Origin of the sequence: Aeromonas genomosp. paramedia, from assembly GCF_023093515.1 — a bacterium.
In the GTDB taxonomy this organism is placed as follows: domain Bacteria; phylum Pseudomonadota; class Gammaproteobacteria; order Enterobacterales; family Aeromonadaceae; genus Aeromonas.
Window position 1 is genome coordinate 129515 of the sequence record NZ_JAAROG010000031.1, and the last position, 21797, is coordinate 151311.

The following is a 21797-nucleotide window of genomic DNA, read 5'->3' on the forward strand; positions in this document are numbered from 1 at the left end:
GTGTCATAGGGGATAGGGGACCCAGTCCCCCTCCCCCAGCTTGATGTGGTACTTGCCCTGATATTCGAGCACGACCGAGCCCTGGTTCTCCGAGACTGCTGGCGTCTCGGGCAACCCCTTGAGCAGCCCGTCCCAATCTATGGTGGCACTGCCGAAGGTGTTGCCGCCGACCAGGCGCGAGATGAGCTCAGAGATGGCCAGGAAGCTGCTGGGGGTATCTATGGCCTTGGTCGCTCCATGGCCGCCCTTGGCACCGATCAGGGCAACCCCGACCGGCACCTGGGTGATGCTGGGACTGGGGATGTCCCGCAGACCGGCCATCTGCATCTTGTCGCCGGCGATGGCCGCCCCGTGCTCGGGCACCAGGATCACCGCCACCTTGCGACCAGACTGCTCCAGCGAGGTGAGGAACTGATCCAGTTGATCGAGCAGGGTCTGCAGTCGCGCCTTGTAGGGGGCAATCTGGCGGGTGGCCGCGTAGCGGTTGCCGTCGTGCAGGGCGATGAGGTTGAAGAAGGTCACATTGCGTTCGGCCTTGCTCTTCTGCCGCTCACTCAGCCAGCGGGCGAACAGGGCATCATCCCGATAGATGGGTTCCCCATCGAAGGAGGCGAGATCGTGGGGCATCCCCTCCTTGCTCATGAGGGGGACATCCAGGCTGGCATACTGCTGCAGATCCTTGAGGTAGTTGCCGAATGCCCCCGAGTGATCCATGGCGACCTGCTTCTCAAACCCGAGCTGGGCCAGGTTGTCGAACAGCAGGCACTGGCTGGGCGCTGTCGTGTAGAGCCCCTGGTGGCTGGTCTGTCCGCAACTGGCCCGCAGCAGCCGGATGGAGCTCGGGCCGCTGTAGGAGGTGGCCGAGTTGAAGTGCTTGAACATCAGGTCCAGGTGGCGACCTATGGGGTGAGCCATCAGATCGCTGGCCGTCACGTCGCTCCAGGCCAGGGAGCAGATGTTGATGATGAGCACGTCGAAGGGGGCCGCATCCGCCGGCAACTGCTGCGGGAAATGCACGACCCTGTCCCGCTCCTGCGCGTAGAAGCTGTCGAGGTAGGCATTGAGATTCTGGTTGGTCGGCGGGGCGCTCTGATCCAGCTGCTCCGCCATGGATACCTTCTTGTCCACAGGCTCAGCCGTCGGCTCGCGGCCCTTGTCGGTGCTGGCGACCTGGGTTGCCTGCGAAGCAAAGGGATCCCCCACCAGGGGCGAGAGCCACAGCCAGAGCAGGGCCAGCAGGATCCAGGGGGTGAAGCGCAGCCACTGGGCGATGAACAGATAGAGGGTCAGCATCACGAAGCCGGCGCCGACCATCTCCCAGTTGATGAAGCGGCCGAGCAGCTCAAGCCAGTAATCCAGGGTAAAGGAGAAGACCTGCGCCCCCTGGGCGCGAATGCTCTCCATGCCCGGCAGCCAGGTGTCGTGATAGAAGATCCCCACCCCGACAGGCAGTGCCAGCCAGTGCCGGATGCGCCGCAGCCCAGCCCGGGGCAGGGGGAAGATCAGGAAGGTGGCAAACACCAGATTGATCAGGGGATGGAAATTGAGGTAGCCCGCCCAGAGCAGGGCAAACTTGGCAAGGAAATAGATATTCCAGCCACCCAGGCCGTGCCAGTCCAGCCAGGGGGAAGAGGCATTAGAAACGTGTCGAGTCATCGGCGATGGGTCACCCGTTATGGTGGGGCCCCGCAACGGGACCCAGGCACACTGCAATGTGTTGTCAGAAAATTCTCGGTTTATTATGCAACTAATCACTTGTCTCAGGGGGCCCTGCATAAGATGCGGGCAACCCGGTGACCGTCGTGATTGAGCGCCAGATACAGGATAATGTTATCCAAGTGACACTATAAAAGGCATCCTCAGCGACCAAAATGGGGGGATTAATTTTATGGCTGGCCTTTTCTGCAGGAACCACGCCGCCCGCTTGCTACGACAACAGCTGTCATCCTTGCCGCCATGCCGAACAACTTGAGGCCACTTCCAGATTACGCCATGATAACGGCCCCGGCCCAGGGCCGGCGAAAATTGGACAGTCAACTTCAAGGACCCCCCATGTTTGAACACGTCGATGCCTATGCTGGCGACCCCATACTCACGCTCGTCGAGACCTTCCACAAAGACACCCGCGAGCAGAAGGTGAACCTGGGGATCGGCCTCTATTACGACGAGCAGGGCCGCATTCCGCTGCTGCCCTCGGTGCAGCAGGCCGAAGCCCAGCGCGCCGCCGCGCCGGCGCCGCGCCCCTATCAGCCGATGGAAGGGGCCGCCAACTACCGCACCGCGGTACAGCACCTGCTGTTTGGTGCCAACCATGAAGCGGTCAAGGCGGGTCGCATCGCCACCATCCAGACCATCGGCGGCTCCGGCGCCCTGAAGATCGGCGCCGATCTGCTCAAGCGCTACTTCCCGACCTCCGAGGTGTGGGTCAGCAATCCGACCTGGGACAACCACAAGGCCATGTTCGAGGGGGCCGGCATCAAGGTGCACGACTACCCCTACTACGACGCGGCCACCGGCGGCGTGCAGTTCGACGCCATGATCGACTGCCTCGGCACCCTGCCGGCGAAGAGCATAGTGCTGCTGCACCCCTGCTGTCACAACCCGACCGGGGTGGATCTCTCCCGCGCCCAGTGGGACCAGGTGATCGCCCTGGTGGTCGAGAAGAACCTGATCCCCTTCATGGATATCGCCTATCAGGGCTTCGGCGACGGGCTGGAAGAGGATGCCTACGCCATCCGCGCCATGGTGGCCGCCGGTGTCAGCTTCTTCGTCAGCAACTCCTTCTCCAAGAACCTCTCCTTCTACGGCGAGCGCTGCGGCGGCCTGTCGGTGATCTGCCAGGATGCCGAAGAGGCGAGCCGGGTGCTGGGTCAGATGAAGGCCACGGTGCGCCGCAACTACTCCAGCCCCCCCACTCACGGTGGTCAGGTAGCCGCGGCCGTGATGAGCCAGCCCGAGCTGCACGCCCTCTGGGTCGGGGAGGTGACAGAGATGCGCACCCGCATCAAGGCCATGCGCCAGAAGTTGTTCGAGGTGCTTAGCGCCAAGGTGCCGGGCCGCGACTTCGGCTACTTCATCAGCCAGCGCGGCATGTTCAGCTACACCGGCTTCACGCCGGAGCAGGTGGACCGCCTGCGCGAAGAGTTCGCCGTCTATCTGGTGCGCTCAGGCCGCATGTGCGTGGCGGGCCTCAACAGCCGCAACGTCGACTACGTGGCGGACGCCATGGCCGCCGTGCTCAAGGGTTAATCCCCATGCCCCGCTCAAGCGGGGCTTTTTGTTTGCTCCGGCTGGAAGGGCAGACGCCCCCCTCATCCTCGCCCGCACGGGCTTCATCCCGGGAGGTTTCATGGATCTCATCGCGCTCTCACGCCTCGGCGGACGCCATCTGGTGACCCTGCACCTGCTGCTGGACACCCAGAGCGTCACCCGCAGCGCCGAGCGCCTCTGCACCACCCCCTCCACCGTCAGCAAGACCCTCAACCAGCTGCGGGAGCTGCTGGGGGATCAGCTGCTCTACCGCCAGGGCAACCAGCTGTTGCTGACCCCCTTTGCCGAGCGGCTCGGCCCCAGCCTGCGCCGGCTGCTGAGCGAGCTGAACGGCCTCACCAGTCCGGAGGGCTTCAACCCCGCCAGCTGGCAGGGGGAGCTGAATCTGGCGATGCGGGAAAGCAGCATGATCTGGCCCATGGGGCCCGTGCTGGGGAAATTGATGCGGGAGGTGCCCGGGCTGGTGCCCGTCATCTGGAACAAGGATCAGCAGGGACTGGCGGCGCTGGCGGCGGGCAAGCTCGACTTCGTGATCCTGCCCCACGATCAGAGCCAGCCCCTGCCCAGCCAGCCGGGCCTGGTATGGGAGACGCTGCGGGAAGACAAGCTGGTCTGCCTGCTGCGCGCGGATCATCCGGCGCAGGATCAGCCCTGGGATCTGGATGCTTACTTAAGCTGGCGCCATATCGTCATTCGCGACAGCGAGCTGGCCGACCCCTTCTTCGAGCAGAGCCTGGCCCAGCACCAGGTAAGGCGCCAGATTGGTGCCACCCTGCCGGACTTTGGCAGTGCCGCCGCCCTGCTGCGCCAGAGCGATCTCATCCTCACCGCCATCGACGGCTGGGCCGGGCAGGCCAGGCCGTCCGGGCTGGTAAGCCGGCCCGTCCCCTTCGATTACGGCGCCGTGACCCACAGCCTGGTGTGGTACGGCCCTCTGGGGGAAGATCCCGCCCTGCACTGGTTCCGCCAGCGGATCCTGCAGCTCGCCCGGGAGCTGGGTGCCTGAGAGTGCCGGGCGGCTCAGGGCTTCTTGGTGTAGATGGGGCTCGGGAAGGAGGCGACGTTGTTGCCAAGCTCAGTGATGCGAGCAGCCCCCTGCTTGCGCACCTGATCGATGCGCAGCACCTGGTGCATGGGGATCAGGGTGCGGTTGACGTCGGCAAACTCACTCTTGAGCTTCTCGTGGCTGGGATCGACGATGAGCGCCGTGTGGTTGTCCCACACGAAGTTCGCGATCTCGATGAAGCCAAACAGCTGGCCCTGATTCACGTCTCTGACATAGACCTCGTAACGCTCGTTGTGACAAATAAACTGCACTCGATAAATGGCGTTGGCTTCACTCATGGGTATCTGTTGATGGTGGGCGGTTTTCCCATTCTAGCCGCCACGTTGCGCACACCAAATAGACAGACTTCACAGTTGCGTCATATCGGGTCTCAGGAGGCAGAACATTCGGTTCCCGTCACAGCGGCGGCAGGGAAACAGGGCCAAATCCTTTCACCTTCAATGCGTTGGACAACCTTTCAAGCTCCTCCATGGCGGCCTCCTGCCAGAGCGTCGCCTCCCCGCGCACCCCGTGATGGCGAAAGCCGTTGAGACGAATGGGCACGGGTCCCAGGGTCTGCAAGAAGGTGGCCAGGCCCGCCTCCAGCTTGCCATCGGCATCGATGAAATCAGTGCGCCCCGGCACCTGGAGCAGCCGCAATTCCGCCAGCTTGCCCGCCCGCGCAAGCAGTTGCAGCGACGCCAGCACCCGCTCGCGGCCCTGACCGGTGAGCGCCTGGTGCGCCGACTCGCGCCACCCCTTGAGATCGATCATGGCGCCGTCCAGCACCGGCAGCAGCCGCTGCCAGCCCGTTTCGCCAAGGGATCCGTTGCTGTCGAGCAGGCAGCTCAGGTGGGCTAGGTCGGGCGCGGCCTTGATGGCCGCAAACAGGTCGATCACGAACGGCAGCTGGGTGGTCGCCTCGCCGCCGGAGACTGTGATGCCGGTGAGCAGCGGGCCGTAGCGACGCAGCAGGATCAGCACCTCGGCCACCGACATCTGGTGGGTCTTGGGGCTGGCGCTGCGGGGGCAGGCATCCAGGCAGCGATCGCAATGGGTGCAGAGCGACGCCTGCCAGCGCACTCGGCTCTCGCCAGGGCGGCCCTCGACCAGCGTCAGGGCCCCGCTCGGGCAGCCGGGCACGCAGTCGCCACAGTGATCGCACCGCCCTATGGTGTGGGGGTTGTGGCAGCCAGGGCAGCGAAAGTTGCACCCTTGCAGGAAGAGCACCAGCCGGTTGCCGGGGCCGTCCACGCAGGAAAAGGGCAACCAGCGACTGACCGTCGCCGTGCGCCTTCCCTTGTCATCCTCAGTAGTCACACAGGCTTGCCTCAAGGCCCAGCACCCGCGGCGCCCGCTGGCGGATCCCGGTCAGCTCGCTCGCCTCGGCGCCGAGGCAGGTGGTCTGCAACCGCGACCCTTCGGCGGCGAAGCGGGCCAGGTCGCTCTTGCGGATCATGTAGCCGGTCACCCGCACCAGATCGCTGTCCGCCACGTTGGCACTGAATTCGCGCATGCCGAGGGCGAAGGCCCCCTTGCAGAGCTGCAGCAGCGCCTGCGGGTTCTGGCGTATGGTGGGATCCAGGGTCAGGATCTCGCTGATCCCGGAGTGATAAAAACCGTGGTGCGGGGCCAGGGCCAGCAGGTGGCTGGCGGGATCCGGCTCATCCCCATAAGGGATGCGCACCCCGGGGGTGACCCCCTTGTCCAGGCTGAGCCCGCCCTGGGAGTGCAGCAGGGCACGCCCGCCCCAGGCGTGGGGCTGGGGCCGGGCCGTCACCCAGGCCGAGAGCCGGGCCGAGATGCGATGGCCGAGCTGGTTGGCCCCCTCGTCGTGGCCATAGCGCCCGGGCAGCCCCGCCTTATCCATCAGCAGGTTCACCCCCTCCGCCATGCCAAAGATGCCGAACATGGGGACGAACCGCGCCTCCTCGATCAAGCCCTCTTCCACCAGGAAGCTGGCGAAGAAGCCGGACTCTTCGTGCAGGAAGGCGGCCCTTGCCTCGATGAGCCGGGAGGCCTGCTCGCAGTAGTGGGGGAGCCAGCGCGTCATGAACTCCTCGAGGTCGGCGCTCTGTTCGGCCATCCCCTTGAGGGAGAGGCGCACCAGGGTATTGGCGCCGCCCCCGAGCGGCAGGGCGTTGTAGCAGCTGACGATGCCAAAGCCCCGCTCGTCGAAGGTCTCCCTGTGGATCGGGTAGTTGACTATGTGGGGCTTGCCGCACAGGGCTATGTTCTGCACCCCCTGCATCAGCAGGCTGTCAGGGGTCGATGCGGGATCGTGAAACAGGCTGAGGTTCGGCGCCACCTGCCTGAGTTCGCCGTCGATGCGCAGGATCAGGTGGCAGATCCTGTTGTCATCCGGGCCTATGTTGACGTGCATGAAGGCATCCGGCAGCACCCTGTCCAGGTAGATCCAGAAGCCTTTCAGCTTGCGATACAGCGTCTCGTCATCCAGCTCCCCGACGAAGGGCAGCAGCAGGTGATCGAGGCGCCCCAGCCAGACCGGCATGCCGGTGACCGAGGGCACATGGTGATAGAGGATGCGCAGGGCATCGAGCGCCTCGTCGAAATCCTGCGGCGGTGCCAGCTCCAGCCAGGCCGAGCCCTGGCGCAGGAACTTCTGGTAGTCCGGCAGCACATAGCGCGGCTTGTAGGGGGCATGTCCCTCGAACATGTCGCACAGCACCCCTTGCGCCATCGCCTCGCTCACCTCGGCAGGGAGCGCGGGATAGGGCAGCGCATTCTCGGCGGCGAGCGCCAGGGCATGGCTCTTCTGAGCCGGGGAGAGCAGGGGGTCGCGCACTATGCGCTGACAGGTTTCGGTGAAAGACATGAGGAGCTCCTTGGCGGACAGTCCCTAAATCCTCACTCTCGAGAGGCCTTTTTTGAAGTGACATTCATAACATAACGGATGTCTGATAGAGACATCCGTTAGGCGGGATCACGGCTCAACCCAACCAGGGCAGCAGCGCCGCCAGTCCCCCCTGCCAGCGCAGCAGGAAGAAGCCCCCCATGCCGACCACCACCACCACCAGGGTCGGCAGCCGCAGCAGGGTCAGCACCGTCACCAGCAGGGTCGCGGCCAGGTAATCCGGATCCCACTCCAGCCCCTTGCCCGGCTCATAGCTGAAGACGATGGGCAGCCAGATGGCGGTCAGCACCGACTGGGCCGAGAAGCTGAGGAAGGCCCCCATCTCGGCACCGGGCTGATAGCGGGTCAGCCGCGAGAAGAAGGCGAAGCGGTTGAAGAAGGTGATCAGGGCCAGCAGGCCTATCATCAGCCAGCCCATGGTCATCTCCTCATCCGGTGCAATACATAGCCCACCACCATGCCGGCCAGGGCCGAGATGATGATGTGGATCTCCGCCAGCAGCGGCTTGGTGAGCAGCGCAGTGCCGCCGCTCACCACAGTCGCCGCCACCATGGGCAGGTTCTTCATGGCGGGTATGGTCATGGCGATGAAGGTGGCGGCGATGGCAAAGTCCAGCCCCATCTTGTCCAGCCCCTCTATGTACTGGCCGGCGGCGATGCCGAGCAGGGTCGCCAGGTTCCAGAACAGGTAGAACACGAAGCCCGCGATCAGGGCATAGGCGGGGTTGAAGACGCCGTGGCGCTCCCTGTCCTTGAGTGCCACCGCGAACATCTCGTCGGTCAGGAAGAAGGCGAGGCTGGCACGCCAGCGCAGGGAGAGCGGCAGCACGTCCCGGCGGAAGGTGAAGCCGTAGAGCAGATGCTGGGAGGTGATGACCATGGTGGAACCCATGATGGGCAGCAAGGGGGTGCCCGCCCCGAACAATGTGGTGGCCGAGAGCTGGGCGGCGCCGGCATAGACCAGCAGCGACATCAGCTGGGCCTGCACCGGGCTCAGGCCCGCCTGCAACGCCAGGGCGCCGCACAGTATCCCCCAGGGGATCACGGAAATGGAGAGGGGGAGAATATCCAGGGTGGCGCGCCACCAGAGCACGCCCGTGCGCTCGGGCGCAGGGAGGCTCGTTCCTGACATCATGGGATCATCCTTGTGACTTCCAACGCGAGCCGGAAAAACTAGCACGGCGCGGGATGGGCTGTCACGCCATCCAGGGCGGAAATAAAACGCCCGCTGGGCAGCGGGCGTGAGGGGCGAGGATCAGGGCTCGATGATGATGGGGGTGCCAGGCTCGACGGCGTTCCAGATCTCGTCCATCTCGTGGTTGAGCACGGCGATGCAGCCATTGGTCCAGTTGGACGGCTGTACCCTGCGATCCCCCATGCGGTTGAGCTGACCATGGATCATGATCATGCCGCCCGGGCGCACTCCCAGCTCGTTGGCACGCTTGATGTCGTCCAGATTCGGGTAGTTGATGTGGATAGCCTTGTAGAAGCCGGAATTGCTCTTCTTGTAGTCGAGGGTGTAGCGCCCTTCCGGGGTACGCTGATCCCCTTCCTGCAGCTTGTGCCCCTTGGGAGCCGGCCCCAGGGCGACCCAATAGCGCTTGACCGGCTTGCCATCCTTCATCAGGGTCAGGCTATAGCTCGACTTCTTGACCACCACCATGTCGGCGGACAGGGTGGCAAAACTCAATGCGGGCCACAGCCCCAGCAAACACAACAATACGGCTCTCAATTTCCATCCCTCGACAAGCCTTCAGGGCTTTGTATTTAGCTAATCATCTGAATGTCGCCACTCTCTGGCGGCGAGCGAGCGCCATGATATGGGATCGCCGTGAATACTCAATATATCCAGAGAAACATATCTGTGACCCGCCTCGCCAGCGCTCAGCCAAAGCCTCTGCGCATCACCATAATTAATAGCCAAAACAGATAGATGGCGCAAAAAACAGACGCACCTTGCGCCCCGACTCGGCGCCGCGGCCAAGATCCCGTCCCGCCTCGCCAGGCTTGCTTCCCGCTGAAATGAACAAGCCCTGCCGATGGGCAGGGCTTGCTGGTCGAGGCGCGCCTCACCGGGCGGCGGCGGGCTCGCGCTGATAATGCTGGCGGATCCAGACCTCGAAGTCGGCCAGCATGCGGGTCTCCGACTCGAGGTTGTCGGCTATCAGCTCGGCGCCGTGCATCACCCGGATGTGGGCGTCGAGGGGCGTCCCCTCCCCTGCCGGCGGGCGCTGGCTCGCCGCCGTCATGCAGGCTGCGGCCGTCGCCCACGCCTGCGCCACGCTCTGGTTGCACGCCTCGGCCAGGGGAGCGGCGCTGAAGCCTTCCCCAGTGAGGCTGCGCAGCGTCTCATCGTGGGTCATGCCGTTGCCCGGCCCCCAGTAGTGGGCGGCCAGATCCGGCCCGATGCGCGGGTTGTCGGTGAGGTAGCCGTCGCGCCCCAGGAAGTAGGCACGGGTCTGCTCCACCGCCATCAGCGCCAGCAGGTAGCCGTGATAGGCGCAGGCCGACTCCTGATTCAGCAGGTGCGGAATGGCCAGCAGCGGACGCGGACTCTCCACCCCCAGGATCTGGCGCTCCCAGCGGCGGGCCAGCGCCAGCACCGCCTCTGGAGTGCGCTCGCTCTCGGCCATGGCATAGAGATCCCGCTCGAAGTAGGCCACCAGCGCTATCTGGCGCTCGTTGAAGGCCCGAAACGGCTGGCGCGCCTCTATCATCCCCTTGATGAGCTCGTCGGGGATCGCCTCCCCCACCGCGTTCCTGGCGTAGCCCTTGAGCCAGTCGGCGTCGTCCAGCAGGCTGTCGCAGAACATCGACTGGGTCTCGGCATAGGCCATGGAGGTAGGCGGAAACTCCTGGGAGAAGCAGGGGGCGTTGCCGGTGACGTTGGCAAAGTGCGCCGCATGGCCCCCCTCGTGGAACAGGGTGTTGAGACCGCTCCAGCCGCTGCCCACCTGGGCAGGATCCGCCAGGCTGGTGAAGTTGACCACCGCCGGCACCCACTCCCCCTCCTGCCAGAAGCTTGGCACCGGGCCATGGCAGAAGCCGTTCTCGTATTTTCCCTCCCGGGTCAGCAGATCCAGGGTCAGGGTGGCGCCGCGATACTGGATGCCGAGGCGGCGGAAGCTCTGGACCCAATCCTTCAGCGCCCGGGAGAAGGGAACATAGGGGTCGAGCTGGCGGGTCACGTCGCCGCTCACGCTGTAGCGCAGGTTGTGGGGCAGCAGCGCGGCCTCCCCCTTGGCGGCTTTCAGCTCCGCCAGGCTCTGGTGCACCCGCTGCTCGGTGCGGGCGATGAAGTCGTCGAGCACGGCGAACAGCTGCTCCGGGCTCATCTGCTCGTTCTTGTGCACCTTGTAGTCGAAGTAGTCCCGATAGCCCATGGCCCGGGCGAAGCGGTTGCGCAGGGCCACCACCTCGAGAAAACCGTTGCCGACCACCCACTGCTCCAGGGTGTGGAACATGGCGAGCGCACTCTGGCGCACCTGCTCGTCGCTACTTGCGGCCAGCGCCGTGCTGGCGGCGGGCAGGCTGCCGGCCACTTGTTGGCCCTGCTCGTCCAGCAGGGTGAGCTTGAGCCCCTTGCGGCGGGCGAACAGATCCGCCTCGGCGGCCACCAGCTCGTCCATCAGGGCGGCGGCGGCCGGATCTTCGATGACGTTGCATTCGAAGAAGGCTATCCAGCCTCCCAGACCGCGCTTGAGCTCTTCTTCCTCGGCCTGGGCAAGCATCTCCCGCAGCACCGGCAGACGAGCAGGATCGGCGCAGAACGCCTTGTAGGCCTGCTCGGCGGCGGTGAAGCCGGCCTGATCGTCGCTGATGCCCATGTAGGTGGACCAGAAGAGATCCTCCTTGCGCCTGTGTACTCGCAGGTAGTCGGCGTTGAGCTGATTCAAGTAATTCCTGGCAATGGAACTCATAAATTCCCTCTTGTTATGGGGCGGCCACGGGGGCACCCACTCCTTTTTGGTGAAATGCCAACTCATTCACACTTCCTGCAAATAGAGTCGGCAAATGGTGCGCCGGGATGCGCCAGACCACGCTACCAAAAGCGAGGGTTTCTGTCTGCTGGCTATACTGGTTGCCAACACACTCAATTGGCAATCAACCATCACAACCTCTTGAAAGTTAAATAAATGTTAAACACAAAACAATCAAGGCCAGCCAGCTGACTGGCCCTCACCAGATCCGCACGGGAAAGAAGGAAAAGACTATGTTCAAGCTCGGTGATATCGCCGTGAGTCGCAAACTGATGCTGCTGCTCTCGGTGGCGCTGGTCGGCTTCATCGCACTGCTGCTCATCTCCGCCAGTGCCCTGCATCGCAACCTGATGAGTGAGCGGGAAGCCAGATTGCAGGCGGTGCTGGATCTCGCCATGAGCCGGATCCATACCCTGGCCGCCACCCTGCCCGCCCCAGAGGCCCAGGCGCAAGCCAAGGCCATGCTCGACAGCATGCGCTTCGATGGGGACAACTATCTGTTCGTGCTGGACGAGGATCGCCGGGTGGTGGTGCACCCTGCCAAGCCCGAGCTGGTCGGCCAGCAGATGGGCGGGACGCCCGCCGAATCCCACTGGCAGCGCATGGTGGATCTCGGCAAGGGCGGCCATCAGGGCCGCCTGGAGTACCAGTGGCTCTCCCCCTCCGGTGAGGCGGCCCAGAAGATGTCCCTGGTGGCCGGCTACCAGCCCTGGGGCTGGATCCTGGGCTCGGGCGTGCTGCTGCAGGACATAGAGGCCACCATCTGGTCCCAGTATGAGCTGATGGGAGGGGCCACCCTGCTGGTGATCCTGCTGATGGGGTGGCTTGGGGTGGCCATCAGCCGCTCCATCGTCAGGCCGCTCGCCGAGATCAAGGGGGCCATGGCCCAGGTGGCTGCCGGGGATCTGGTGGTGAGCATCCCGGTGCATGGCAAGGATGAGCTGGGGGCCGTCGCCACCAGCACCAATCAGGGGCTAGACGCCATTCGCCGCGCCCTGCTGGAAGCCAGCCAGGGTGCCCGCAACGTGGCGGATGCCGCCCTGCGCATCGCCGCCTCCGCCGAGCAGACCAACCAGGCGGTCAACAGCCAGCGGGATCAGCTGGCCCAGCTCGCCACCGCCATGAACGAGATGAGCGCCACCATCTCGGATGTGGCGGGCCACGCCGAGAACACCGCCCGCGACACCCGGGACGCCACCAGCGAGGCCGGGCTCGGCAACGAAGACGTCCACGCCAGCGTGCACGGCATCCAGGCGCTCGCCACCGAGGTGGAGCAGGCTACCCATCAGGTCAATCGACTCAAGGAGGGGGTGATGCAGATAGGGGAGGTGACCGCCGTCATCAGCGCCATCTCGGATCAGACCAATCTGCTGGCCCTCAACGCCGCCATAGAGGCGGCCCGGGCCGGCGAGCAGGGTCGCGGCTTCGCCGTGGTGGCCGACGAGGTGCGCCAGCTGGCCAGCCGCACCCGCCACTCCACCGAGGAGATCCAAAGCACCATCACCCAGTTGCAGCAGCGGGCGGTGACCGCCGCCAGCGCCATGGATGCCAGCCGCAAGCTGGCGGAGAGCAGCGTCGGCCAGTCCGAGAAGGCGAGGCAGGATCTCTCCCTCATCGTCAACCACATCCAGCACGTGAGCGACATGGCGACCCAGATAGCCACGGCGGCGGAGCAGCAGAGCATGGTGGCGGAAGACATGAACCGCAACGTCAGCGGCATCAACGACTCGGCGCTCGAGATGTCCCAGGCCGCCTCCCAGCTGGCCCAGGAGAGCGAGCTGCTGGCCGGACTGTCGCGCAGCCTGGACGAGCGGCTGGCGGTGTTCAGGCTCGGCAATGGCCTCCCCCGGGATCTGGCACCCGGTCAGGCCCCGCGCCCCGCGCCCTCCCGCCGCCCAGACCAGTACCCGCACCACTGACCGTCTGACACAGTCCCATCCCCTGCCGGCCTCGCCGGCAGGGGATTTTTTCATTGATGAAAAATGTCGCGATTTTGCATCTTTTGACAGAGCTGGCGAAGCAAAACCCAACTTGATGAATTAAATATAATTTTAAAAACAGAGTGTTAAGTGATTGCTCTACTCCGATGAGGTCAAGCTGTAAAGATTTACACTTAATAATTTAATCAAAAGAAGCCATCATGGTGGCGCCGTCCTCAAGGGCGGCACCCTGACCCTTTATGTAGTCATTTGGCAAACTGGTTGAAAGGCCAGGACGCAAAGCCTCCGGTCTAAAGACATGTCGTCCAGGATAGCGGGGTTGCCACACCCAGGTGTGTCACGGGGAATTCCCCTGCCAACTTGACTGCCCACATCACCGAACAGAGGAATGTATGGCAGCAAAAATCCAACTCAATCATGTGGCCGCGGCGCTGGCGCTGCTGGCCAGCGGCGGCGTGCTCGCCCACGGTTACATCAGCCAGCCGGAAGGGCGCAACTATCTGTGCAAGACCGGCGGCAACAGCCAGTGTGGCGCCATTCAATGGGAGCCCCAGAGCCTGGAGGCGCCGTCCGGCTTCCCCGATGGCGGCCCCGCCGACGGCCAGATCGCCTCGGCCGGGCATCCGCAATTCGGTGAGCTCAATGCCCAGACTAGCGATCGCTGGACCAAGCGCCAGGTGCAGGCCGGTCCCTTCGCCATCGGCTGGACCTTCACCGCCAACCACGTGACCCGCAACTGGCGCTACTACCTCACCAAGCAGGAGTGGAACCCGAACCAGCCCCTGACCAGGGACTCCTTCGATCTCAATCCGTTCTGCGTCATCGACGGGGGCATGGTGCAACCACCCAAGCAGGTCACCCATCAGTGCACCCTGCCGGCGCGCACCGGCTACCAGGTCATCCTCGGGGTCTGGGAGGTGGGCGATACCGCCAACAGCTTCTACAACCTCATCGACGCCCAGTTCGATGGTGGCACCCAGCCGCCGCTGACCTGGAGCCAGGGCGGGACCATCTACCCCTCCACCGATCTGGTGGTCGGCGACAAGGCCAGGACCCGGGTATTCGACGCCAACGGCGAGCGCACCGATCTGCAGACAGTGCTGACCATAGGCTCCGCCGAGCAGGGTCAGAAGAACAACTGGGCCCACGATCTGGCCGCCAGGATCAACGCCGAGCAGAGCCAGATCCGCGCAGGCCAGCAGGGCACCGATGGCCAGTTCAACCCGGTCTACGGCCAGAACCCCGTCTACCTGAAGGCGGGCAGCAACCTGCAGCGGGTCGAGGTCCAGCTCGAGCAGCAGCAACCCCCGGTGGGCAACAGCATCAGCGTGAGCGGGCTGGAGAGCGAATACCTGCTCGACAACGGCAAGGTCACCCTCAACTTCACCGTCACGGCCGAGGGGGATCTCGCGGTCACCAACACCCTGTATGACCATGGCGGCGCCGCCAAGGGCCAGACCGGCGCCGACATCAAGGACAGCAGCCAGAGCTTCACCATGGCGGTCGGCGGTCTGAGCGCCGGCCACCACCAGCTGGTGATCGAGGGCAAGCCGAAGGCGGGCGGTGCCCCCCTGCAGCAGACCCTGGACCTGATGTTCAAGGATCCCGCCAGCGGCGGTGACTACCAGTACAGCTTCCCGGAGGGACTCAAATCCTATGCAGCAGGCACCAAGGTGCTGCAGCCGAAAGATGGCAAGATCTACCAGTGCAAGCCCTACCCCTACAGTGGCTGGTGCACCATCTGGACCAGCACGGCGACCCAGTATGAGCCCGGCGTGGGCACCAACTGGCAGGATGCCTGGACCCTGGTGAACTGATCCCCCGCAAGCAGAAGAGGCCCGAGCGGCCTCTTTTTTGTGCCTGTCATCCGGGCTCCCGGTGCCTCTCTGCACCCTGGGCCCCAGTCGGAAAAATCCCATGACGAAAGACTACTATGACCCCCTGAGCCGCCTGCTGCACTGGCTGATGGCCGCCGTCATCCTCTACGCCACCCTGGCGGGCTACCTGATGCACCTGGTGATCGACAGCCACCCCAGGCTGTTTCAGTTTCTGTCGGTGTTGAACATGTCGATGGCGACCCTGATCACCCCGCTCTTCCTGCTGCGCTGGGGCTGGCGGCACTGGCGCGCGCGCCTGCCCGAAGATCAGACCCAGCCTCACCATCCCGCCGCCAGGCTGGCGCACGCCCTGCTCTACGGCCTGATGTTTGTGGTGCTGCTGAGCGGCTTCCTGATGCTGGAGCAGGGCTACTCCCTGTTCTGGCTCTACCCGGTCGCCAACCCGATCGGCTCACCGGAGATCAACGCCTTCTTCTTTGGCGTCCATCGCCTCGGCTGCCTGGCGCTGGCTGCGCTGGTCCTGCTGCACGTGGCCGCCGCCCTCTACCATCACAGGATCAAGGGGGATCGCACCCTGTATCGCATGCTGGGTCCCCAGAGCGGGCGCTAGCCAATGAGCGAGGCCCTGGGTCAGGCTGAAGCCTCGATTAAGCAAGCAGGGAGCCAAGGGCTCCCTGCTTTTTCAGACCATGCGCCCCATTCAGATCTGGTAATCGAGCAGGGGCTCGTTGCTCATCGCCCTGGCCTGGATCTCCGCCAGCGCCAGCTCGGGGTTGCAGAGCTGGATGAACTGCCAGGTGAAGTTGTGCTGGAACTGCCCCTGCTTGAGGCCGATCCAGGCGGTGTGCGGCGCAAACAGCCGGCTGCCGTCGAGCTGCACCAGCCCCTTGTCCCGCTGGGGATCGAACGCCATGTCCGCCAGTATGCCCACCCCCATCTCCAGCTCGACATAGGTCTTGATGACGTCGGAGTCCTGGGCGGTCAGCAGGATCTGCGGATGTATCCCCGCCTCGGCGAAGGCCTCATCCACCCGCACCCGCCCCGTCAGGCCCGCCTGATAGGTCACTATGGGCCAGTGGGCCAGGGCCGCCAGGGTGAGCTCCCGCTCGGCGGTGAGGGGGTGCTGCTCCGGCACCACTATGTTGTGGTGCCAGCGGTAGTAGGGAAACGCGACCACCCCTTCGCTCTTGTCGAGCTGCTCGCTGCTGATGCCGATGTCCACCTCGCCGGTCTGCACCAGCCGCACTATCTCCTCCGGGCTGCCCTGGCGCAGCTCCAGCTGCACCAGGGGGAACTGCTCGCGAAACGCCTTCACCACACGGGGCAGGGCATAGCGCGCCTGGGTGTGAGTGGTCGCTACCAGCAGCCGCCCCGAATCCCGGTTGGCCAAGGTGCTGGCCAGTTTGCGGATATTGTCGGCGTCCCCCAGGATGCGCTCGGCGATCACCAGCAGCTCCTTGCCCGGCTCCGTCATGCCGAGCAGCCGCTTGCCGTAACGGATGAAGAGCGCGAGCCCCAGCTCCTCCTCCAGCTCGCGGATATGGCGGCTGACCCCAGACTGGGAGGTAAAGAGGGCATTGGCCACCTCGGTCAGGTTGTAATCCCGCCGCGCCGCTTCCCGGATAATGCGTAATTGCTGAAAATTCACCTCATCGCCTCCTGCGCTGAGTGGCGGTAGCTCGGGCCACCGTCCTCTTGTTATTGGATGGCCGGATCAGAGTCCGGCTGCAAGCCTGAAAAGAGTCTCGTCTTGGGCGCTCGCCCTCAAATCTGGTAGTCGGGATAGAGCTGCGCATGTCGGGCCACCAGACGCACCCCCTGGCCGGGGGCGAAGGCACGGGCGGCCTCCTTGCTCAGCTCGGCCTCGTAGTGGGCCCCCCTCGTCTCGCCATCCCCGCGCAACTCCACCCGGATCCGCGGCCCCATGGGCAGCAGACGGGTGATGGTGGCGCTGATGCCACCCGGTGCATCCGCCGGCAGTATCTCCAGCTCGTGGGGGCGCACATAGGCGATGGCCGCACTGCCCTGTGCCAGCTGGGAGCTGATGGGGCCGCCCAGCTGCTGCTCACCTATGCCAAGCCCCTGCCCGGCCACCCGGCCGCGAAACAGGTTCACGCTGCCGAGGAAGCTGTGCACGAAGGCGGTGGCGGGCTGGTCATAGACCTCGGCCGGGGTGCCGATCTGCTCGACCCGCCCTGCGTTCATCAGCACCACCCTGTCCGCCACCTCCAGCGCCTCCTCCTGATCGTGGGTCACGAACAGGCTGGTGACGTGCAGCTCGTCGTGCAGCTCCCGCAGCCAGCGGCGCAGCTCCTTGCGCACCTGGGCGTCGAGGGCACCGAACGGCTCGTCCAGCAGCAGCACCTTGGGCTGCACCGCCAGGGCGCGGGCCAGGGCGACCCGCTGGCGCTGACCACCGGAGAGCTGGGTCGGATAGCGCTCGGCCACGTGGCTGAGCTGCACCAGATCCAGCAGCTCCTTGACCCGGGCGCGGATGCTGGCTTCATTCGGCCGATCGGAACGCGGCTTGACCCGCAAGCCAAACGCCACGTTCTCGAACACCGTCATGTGCCTGAACAGGGCATAGTGCTGGAACACAAAGCCGACGTTGCGCTCGCGCACGTGGAGATCCGAGGCATCCTCGCCGCGGATGATGACGTTGCCAGAGTCGGCCTGCTCCAGCCCGGCGATGATCCGCAGCAGCGTGGTCTTGCCACAACCGGAGGGGCCGAGCAGGGCGACCAGCTCGCCGTCGTGAAAATCGAGGTTGATGTCGGCCAAGGCCGCGTACTGATTGAAATGCTTGTTGAGTCGTTGAACCTGAATGCTCATGGCAGCCTCTTGAATTCGGTGATCAGTGAGAGTGAGTGGGCTGAGCGCGCAGCCGGGCCAGCAGGGTCTCCCCCAGCAGGGTGAAGATCCCGAACAGGGCCAGCAGGCTCGCCACCGCGAAGGCGGCGCCGGTCTGGTACTCGTTGTAGAGGATCTCGATGTGCAGCGGCAGGGTGTTGGTCTGGCCGCGAATGTGGCCGGAGACCACGGAGACGGCGCCGAACTCCCCCACCGCCCGGGCGGTACAGAGCAGCAGGCCGTACATCAGGCTCCAGCGGATGCCGGGCAGGGTGACCCGCCAGAACATCTGCAGGCCGCTCGCCCCCAGCATGATGGCGGCTTCCTCCTCTTCCGGACCACGGGCCTCCATCTGGGGCAGCAGCTCGCGCACCACGAAGGGCACGGTAATGAAGGTGGTCGCCAATATGATCCCCGGGGTGGCGAAGATGATCTTGATGTCGTGCTCGCTCAGCCAGTCGCCGAACCAGCCTCGGCTGCCAAACATCAGCACGAACATCAGGCCCGCTATCACGGGCGAGACCGAGAACGGCAGATCGATGAGGGTGATGAGCAGTTGCCGGCCCGGGAAGCGGAAGCGGGCGATGGCCCAGGCGGCCGCCAGCCCGAACAGCAGGTTGAGGGGCACGGAGCAGAGGGTCACCAGGGCGGTCAGGCCGAGGGCGCTCAGGGCATCCGGCTCGCTGATGGCATGCCAGAAGAAGGCTAGGCCCGGGCTCAGGGCCTGGATAAAGACGGTGGCCAGCGGCAGCAACAGCAGGGCGGCGAACCAGCCCAGCCCGATGCTGATCAGCAGCCACTTCACCCAGGCGGGCTCACGGGTCACGGCAGGCTGGCGTACCTGAGTGGCAGGCGCCCCATCGAGGGCCAGATCCAGGCTGGCGTTGGATGCGTTCATATCCGGCTTCCTCCGATGCGTGCCCAGCTCCAGGCCTGCAACTTGTTGATGATCAACAGCAAAACAAACGAGATCAGCAGCATGACGGAGGCGATGGCCGAGGCCCCGGCGTAGTCATACTCCTCCAGGTGGCTCATGATCATCAGCGGCGCGATTTCCGACACCATCGGCAAATTTCCGGCGATAAAGATGACGGAGCCGTACTCCCCTACCCCGCGGGCAAACGCCAGGGCGAAGCCGGTGAGCAGCGCCGGGATCAGGGTCGGCCACAACACTCGCGCGAAAGTCTGCCAGCGATTGGCGCCCAGGCTGGCGGCGGCCTCCTCCTGTTCGGTCTCCGCCTCTCGCAGCACGGGCTGCAGGGTGCGCACCACGAAGGGCAACCCGATGAAGGTGAGGGCGATCACCACCCCTATGGGGTTGTAGGCGAGCTCGATGCCAAAGGGGGCAACCCACTGACCTATCCAGCCGTTGGGGGCGAAGATGGCGCACAGGGCAATGCCGGAAACGGCGGTCGGCATGGCGAACGGCAGGTCGATGAGCGCATCCACCAGGCGGCGTCCGGGAAAGCTGTAACGCACCAGTACCCAGGCCAGGATCAGCCCGAACAGGCTGTTGAGCAGGGCGGCGACAAAGGCGGCCCCGAAGCTGAGGCGAAAGGAGGCGAGCACCCGGGGGGAACCTATCACCTGCCAGAACTCGGCGGCCGTCAGGTTGTTGACCGCGAACAACACCAGTGCCGAGAGGGGCAACAGCACCAGTATGCTCAGGTAGAGCAGACTGAAGCCCAGGGTCGGTCCCAGACCAGGGAGGACGGAATAAGAACTTAATCGCATAACACATCCGTTTGTTATAAAAACTTTCGATACGCTGATTCTGCTCACGACCGCCAGTGACAACAAACACCAATAACGCCTTTGCTAAGCACTTTTTTATCTAACAACGGCAAACCAGGGCCTTTAGAGCGATAAATAGAAAAAAAGGTCTTTTATATAAATAAAAGACCTAACAAACGGAGCGGTGAAACCTGCACTGTGGAGACAGTCACTATGGGATCAGGGTGGCGAGCCTGTCTGATATCTTGCGGGAACTCTCCTTGTCATATGGGCAGCGGGTCAGCGGAAGCTGAGGGCCGCCCGCCTGCCCCATTCGGTCGAGGCGGGATCCACCACCATCTCGGCCCTGTGATGAAGGGTGTTCAGCAGGTTGAGCCCCTGACGCCACTCCCCGTGACCGGACTGGGCATTGATGTGGCCCACCTCGCCGGCATCGAACAGCGGCACCTGCCACTGGCGACTCCAATACTCGGCACGTTCGAAGCTCATCCAGGGATCGTTGCGGCTGGCGACAAGCTGGGCGGACACCTTGATGGAGCCAGCCAGCGCCTCGTCCGGGATGCCGAAGCGGGCCGGATCCGCAGGTGCCACTATCAGGATGGAGGAGACCTTGTCCGGTTGCAGCCGGGCGGCGGCAATCGCCGTCAAAGCACCGAAGGAGTGGGCCACCAGGTGGACCCGGCTGCGGCGGCTTCTGAGCTTGCTCGCCAGCTTGGCGCTCCAGACCGTGAGGTCCGGCTTGTCCCAGGGCAGACCCAGCATCCGCTGCCACTGGGGAAATTGCTGGTGCCAGCGACTCTGCCAGTGATCCGGCCCACTGTTGTGCAGACCGGGAACCAGAAGGATCTTGTTCATCATGGTGCTCCTATCTGTTGTCACAGGGACCCGTCACCGTTAGCGGCCCGGTTGGTAAATCTGGTCGAACAGCCCGCCCTGGGCGAAGTGTTTCTTCTGTGCCTTGTCCCAATCCCCTTCCAGATCCTTGACGGTAAAGAGCGCCAGCTGCGGGAACTGGGCCGATGTCTCCTTGAGGATTGCCGGGTTGCTCGGGCGATAATGGTACTTGGCGATGATCCGCTGCCCCTCGTCGGAATAGAGGTAGTCAAGATAGCCCTTGGCGACCGCTTCGGTGCCGTGCTTCTTGGCTACCTTGTCCACCACGGCAACCGGGGGTTCGGCAAGGATGGAGACCGAGGGCACCACGAGCTCGAACTTGTCGCTGGTCCCCGGCTGATTCAGCACCAGCAGGGCCTCGTTCTCCCAGGCCAGCAAGACGTCGCCGAGGCCCCGCTCGATGAAGCTGGTGGTGGCGCCCCGGGCGCCGGAATCCAGCACCTTCACGTTCTTGAACAGATCGCCGACAAACTGTTTGGCTCCCTCTTCAGTGCCGCTCTTCTTCAGGGCATAGCCCCAGGCAGCCAGGTAATTCCAGCGCGCACCGCCGGAGGTCTTGGGGTTCGGGGTCACGATGGCGACATCCTTGCGAACCAGATCGCCCCAGTCCTTGATCTGCTTGGGGTTGCCCTTGCGCACCAGGAAGACGATGGTGGAGGTATAGGGAGACGCATTGTTGGCAAGGCGCCCCTCCCAATCGCTGGCAGTAAGACCCGCCTTGGCCACGGCATCGACATCATAGGCCAGCGCCAGGGAGACCACGTCCGCCTCCAGGCCGTCCACCACGGCACGGGCCTGCTTGCCGGAGCCACCGTGTGACTGGCTCACCACCACATCATCACCCGTCTTGGCCTTCCACTCCTTGGCAAAGGCGCTGTTGTATTCCTGGAACAGCTCGCGGGTCGGGTCATAAGAGACGTTGAGCAGACGCACCTCGGCCGCATTGGCCTGGCCGAGTGCCAGCAGAGAGAGCAGGGTCAGGGCGGTCATTCGCAATTTCATGGTGATACTCCATATCGTTGGGTTGAGTACAGAATGCCGCCTTCCACATATATCTGGAAGAAAGAAAAAGCGCTTTGCTTATCTCTTTTACGCATATTAGATCAACCACCAACCCACGTTAACAGCCTCGCTCAACCCCCTCTATGCCCCTGCTCGCCCAACTCGCCCAACTCGCCCCTCATCACCGTCAGATCGCAGGCACGAAAAAGCCCAGTCTGTTGACTGGGCTTGCTGACTCGCGTGCTGAAAGCACATAGCAAAAAGGCCTTCCCGTGAGGAAAGGCCTTTCAAATTAGTGGCGGAGCGGACGGGACTCGAACCCGCGACCCCCGGCGTGACAGGCCGGTATTCTAACCGACTGAACTACCGC

The 21797-nt window shown here is 64.2% G+C and carries 19 protein-coding genes and 1 riboswitch; of the genes, 5 read left to right on the forward strand and 14 right to left on the reverse strand.

From position 1 onward, the window contains the following. Positions 1–3 precede the first annotated feature (3 nt). Positions 4–1656, reverse strand: a complete 1653-nt coding sequence (bcsG, locus tag HB860_RS21230) for a cellulose biosynthesis protein BcsG (RefSeq protein WP_247627873.1) — start codon at positions 1654–1656, stop codon at positions 4–6. Positions 1657–2052: 396 nt separating this feature from the next. On the opposite strand from bcsG, the gene HB860_RS21235 reads away from it, so the two are divergent. Together HB860_RS21235 and HB860_RS21240 are read left to right on the forward strand one after the other, a co-directional pair. After that, positions 2053–3249, forward strand: a complete 1197-nt coding sequence (locus HB860_RS21235; protein WP_139439605.1) for an aromatic amino acid transaminase — start codon at positions 2053–2055, stop codon at positions 3247–3249. A 100-nt stretch (positions 3250–3349) separates the two neighbouring features. After that, positions 3350–4276 carry a LysR family transcriptional regulator gene (locus HB860_RS21240; RefSeq protein ID WP_247627874.1) on the forward strand — a complete coding sequence of 309 codons (927 nt, stop codon included), beginning with the start codon at positions 3350–3352 and terminating at the stop codon, positions 4274–4276. A 14-nt stretch (positions 4277–4290) separates the two neighbouring features. Here the strand turns inward: HB860_RS21240 and HB860_RS21245 are convergent, their stop codons facing one another. The 7 genes from HB860_RS21245 to HB860_RS21275 form a co-directional block, all read right to left on the reverse strand. After that, the gene (locus HB860_RS21245; RefSeq protein WP_139439607.1) at positions 4291–4614 is read right to left on the reverse strand and encodes a DUF1820 family protein; all 324 of its coding nucleotides are present in this window, start codon (positions 4612–4614) and stop codon (positions 4291–4293) included. Positions 4615–4732: 118 nt separating this feature from the next. Next, complete coding sequence (locus HB860_RS21250; protein WP_247627875.1) at positions 4733–5635, reverse strand: YjjW family glycine radical enzyme activase; 903 nt, start codon at positions 5633–5635, stop codon at positions 4733–4735. Further along, entirely contained in the window at positions 5625–7151 is a 1527-nt protein-coding gene (locus HB860_RS21255; RefSeq protein ID WP_247627876.1) for a YjjI family glycine radical enzyme, read from the reverse strand. Before HB860_RS21255 ends, HB860_RS21250 begins: the two co-directional genes overlap by 11 nt. A gap of 115 nt (positions 7152–7266) precedes the next feature. Beyond that, complete coding sequence (locus HB860_RS21260; RefSeq protein WP_139439610.1) at positions 7267–7608, reverse strand: AzlD domain-containing protein; 342 nt, start codon at positions 7606–7608, stop codon at positions 7267–7269. A gap of 2 nt (positions 7609–7610) precedes the next feature. After that, positions 7611–8324, reverse strand: a complete 714-nt coding sequence (locus tag HB860_RS21265; RefSeq protein ID WP_139439611.1) for an AzlC family ABC transporter permease — start codon at positions 8322–8324, stop codon at positions 7611–7613. Between the two features lie 120 nt (positions 8325–8444). Next, on the reverse strand, positions 8445–8921 hold the full coding sequence (locus HB860_RS21270) for a L,D-transpeptidase family protein (protein WP_041206757.1): 477 nt from the start codon (positions 8919–8921) through the stop codon (positions 8445–8447). 337 nt (positions 8922–9258) lie between these two features. Next, positions 9259–11109, reverse strand: a complete 1851-nt coding sequence (locus HB860_RS21275; protein ID WP_247627877.1) for a M3 family metallopeptidase — start codon at positions 11107–11109, stop codon at positions 9259–9261. Between the two features lie 293 nt (positions 11110–11402). Between HB860_RS21275 and HB860_RS21280 the strand changes: the two genes are divergently transcribed. The 3 genes from HB860_RS21280 to HB860_RS21290 all read left to right on the forward strand — a co-directional run bounded on the left by HB860_RS21280 (position 11403) and on the right by HB860_RS21290 (position 15557). Further along, the gene (locus HB860_RS21280; protein WP_247627878.1) at positions 11403–13088 is read left to right on the forward strand and encodes a methyl-accepting chemotaxis protein; all 1686 of its coding nucleotides are present in this window, start codon (positions 11403–11405) and stop codon (positions 13086–13088) included. Between the two features lie 262 nt (positions 13089–13350). Further along, a riboswitch (cyclic di-GMP riboswitch) is annotated at positions 13351–13436 on the forward strand. Between the two features lie 65 nt (positions 13437–13501). After that, positions 13502–14926 carry an N-acetylglucosamine-binding protein GbpA gene (gene gbpA / locus HB860_RS21285; protein WP_247627879.1) on the forward strand — a complete coding sequence of 475 codons (1425 nt, stop codon included), beginning with the start codon at positions 13502–13504 and terminating at the stop codon, positions 14924–14926. Positions 14927–15026: 100 nt separating this feature from the next. After that, the gene (locus HB860_RS21290; protein ID WP_247627880.1) at positions 15027–15557 is read left to right on the forward strand and encodes a cytochrome b; all 531 of its coding nucleotides are present in this window, start codon (positions 15027–15029) and stop codon (positions 15555–15557) included. A gap of 90 nt (positions 15558–15647) precedes the next feature. Here the strand turns inward: HB860_RS21290 and cbl are convergent, their stop codons facing one another. The 6 genes from cbl to HB860_RS21320 all read right to left on the reverse strand — a co-directional run bounded on the left by cbl (position 15648) and on the right by HB860_RS21320 (position 21427). Beyond that, a complete protein-coding gene (cbl, locus tag HB860_RS21295; protein ID WP_247627881.1) occupies positions 15648–16595 on the reverse strand; it encodes an HTH-type transcriptional regulator Cbl in 948 nt (315 codons plus the stop codon). Between the two features lie 116 nt (positions 16596–16711). Next, positions 16712–17779 carry a sulfate/molybdate ABC transporter ATP-binding protein gene (locus HB860_RS21300; protein ID WP_005332405.1) on the reverse strand — a complete coding sequence of 356 codons (1068 nt, stop codon included), beginning with the start codon at positions 17777–17779 and terminating at the stop codon, positions 16712–16714. A gap of 22 nt (positions 17780–17801) precedes the next feature. Next, positions 17802–18695 (reverse strand): sulfate ABC transporter permease subunit CysW, encoded by an 894-nt coding sequence (cysW, locus tag HB860_RS21305; protein WP_247627882.1) that lies wholly within the window; start codon positions 18693–18695, stop codon positions 17802–17804. Further along, positions 18692–19531, reverse strand: coding sequence for a sulfate ABC transporter permease subunit CysT (gene cysT, locus HB860_RS21310; protein WP_043133412.1), 840 nt, complete (start codon positions 19529–19531; stop codon positions 18692–18694). Before cysT ends, cysW begins: the two co-directional genes overlap by 4 nt. A 279-nt stretch (positions 19532–19810) precedes the next feature. Continuing rightward, complete coding sequence (locus HB860_RS21315) at positions 19811–20386, reverse strand: RBBP9/YdeN family alpha/beta hydrolase (protein ID WP_247627883.1); 576 nt, start codon at positions 20384–20386, stop codon at positions 19811–19813. Positions 20387–20425: 39 nt separating this feature from the next. Beyond that, complete coding sequence (locus tag HB860_RS21320; RefSeq protein ID WP_202047809.1) at positions 20426–21427, reverse strand: sulfate ABC transporter substrate-binding protein; 1002 nt, start codon at positions 21425–21427, stop codon at positions 20426–20428. Positions 21428–21797 lie beyond the last annotated feature (370 nt).

Bases quoted from the DNA above. Each gene is read 5' to 3' on its own strand.
- bcsG (WP_247627873.1), bottom strand. From the start codon at position 1,656: ATGACTCGACACGTTTCTAATGCCTCTTCCCCCTGGCTGGACTGGCAC.
- HB860_RS21235 (WP_139439605.1), top strand. From the start codon at position 2,053: ATGTTTGAACACGTCGATGCCTATGCTGGCGACCCCATACTCACGCTC.
- HB860_RS21240 (WP_247627874.1), top strand. From the start codon at position 3,350: ATGGATCTCATCGCGCTCTCACGCCTCGGCGGACGCCATCTGGTGACC.
- HB860_RS21245 (WP_139439607.1), bottom strand. From the start codon at position 4,614: ATGAGTGAAGCCAACGCCATTTATCGAGTGCAGTTTATTTGTCACAAC.
- HB860_RS21255 (WP_247627876.1), bottom strand. From the start codon at position 7,151: ATGTCTTTCACCGAAACCTGTCAGCGCATAGTGCGCGACCCCCTGCTC.
- HB860_RS21260 (WP_139439610.1), bottom strand. From the start codon at position 7,608: ATGGGCTGGCTGATGATAGGCCTGCTGGCCCTGATCACCTTCTTCAAC.
- HB860_RS21265 (WP_139439611.1), bottom strand. From the start codon at position 8,324: ATGATGTCAGGAACGAGCCTCCCTGCGCCCGAGCGCACGGGCGTGCTC.
- HB860_RS21275 (WP_247627877.1), bottom strand. From the start codon at position 11,109: ATGAGTTCCATTGCCAGGAATTACTTGAATCAGCTCAACGCCGACTAC.
- HB860_RS21280 (WP_247627878.1), top strand. From the start codon at position 11,403: ATGTTCAAGCTCGGTGATATCGCCGTGAGTCGCAAACTGATGCTGCTG.
- gbpA (WP_247627879.1), top strand. From the start codon at position 13,502: ATGGCAGCAAAAATCCAACTCAATCATGTGGCCGCGGCGCTGGCGCTG.
- HB860_RS21290 (WP_247627880.1), top strand. From the start codon at position 15,027: ATGACGAAAGACTACTATGACCCCCTGAGCCGCCTGCTGCACTGGCTG.
- HB860_RS21300 (WP_005332405.1), bottom strand. From the start codon at position 17,779: ATGAGCATTCAGGTTCAACGACTCAACAAGCATTTCAATCAGTACGCG.
- cysW (WP_247627882.1), bottom strand. From the start codon at position 18,695: ATGAACGCATCCAACGCCAGCCTGGATCTGGCCCTCGATGGGGCGCCT.
- cysT (WP_043133412.1), bottom strand. From the start codon at position 19,531: ATGCGATTAAGTTCTTATTCCGTCCTCCCTGGTCTGGGACCGACCCTG.
- HB860_RS21315 (WP_247627883.1), bottom strand. From the start codon at position 20,386: ATGAACAAGATCCTTCTGGTTCCCGGTCTGCACAACAGTGGGCCGGAT.
- HB860_RS21320 (WP_202047809.1), bottom strand. From the start codon at position 21,427: ATGAAATTGCGAATGACCGCCCTGACCCTGCTCTCTCTGCTGGCACTC.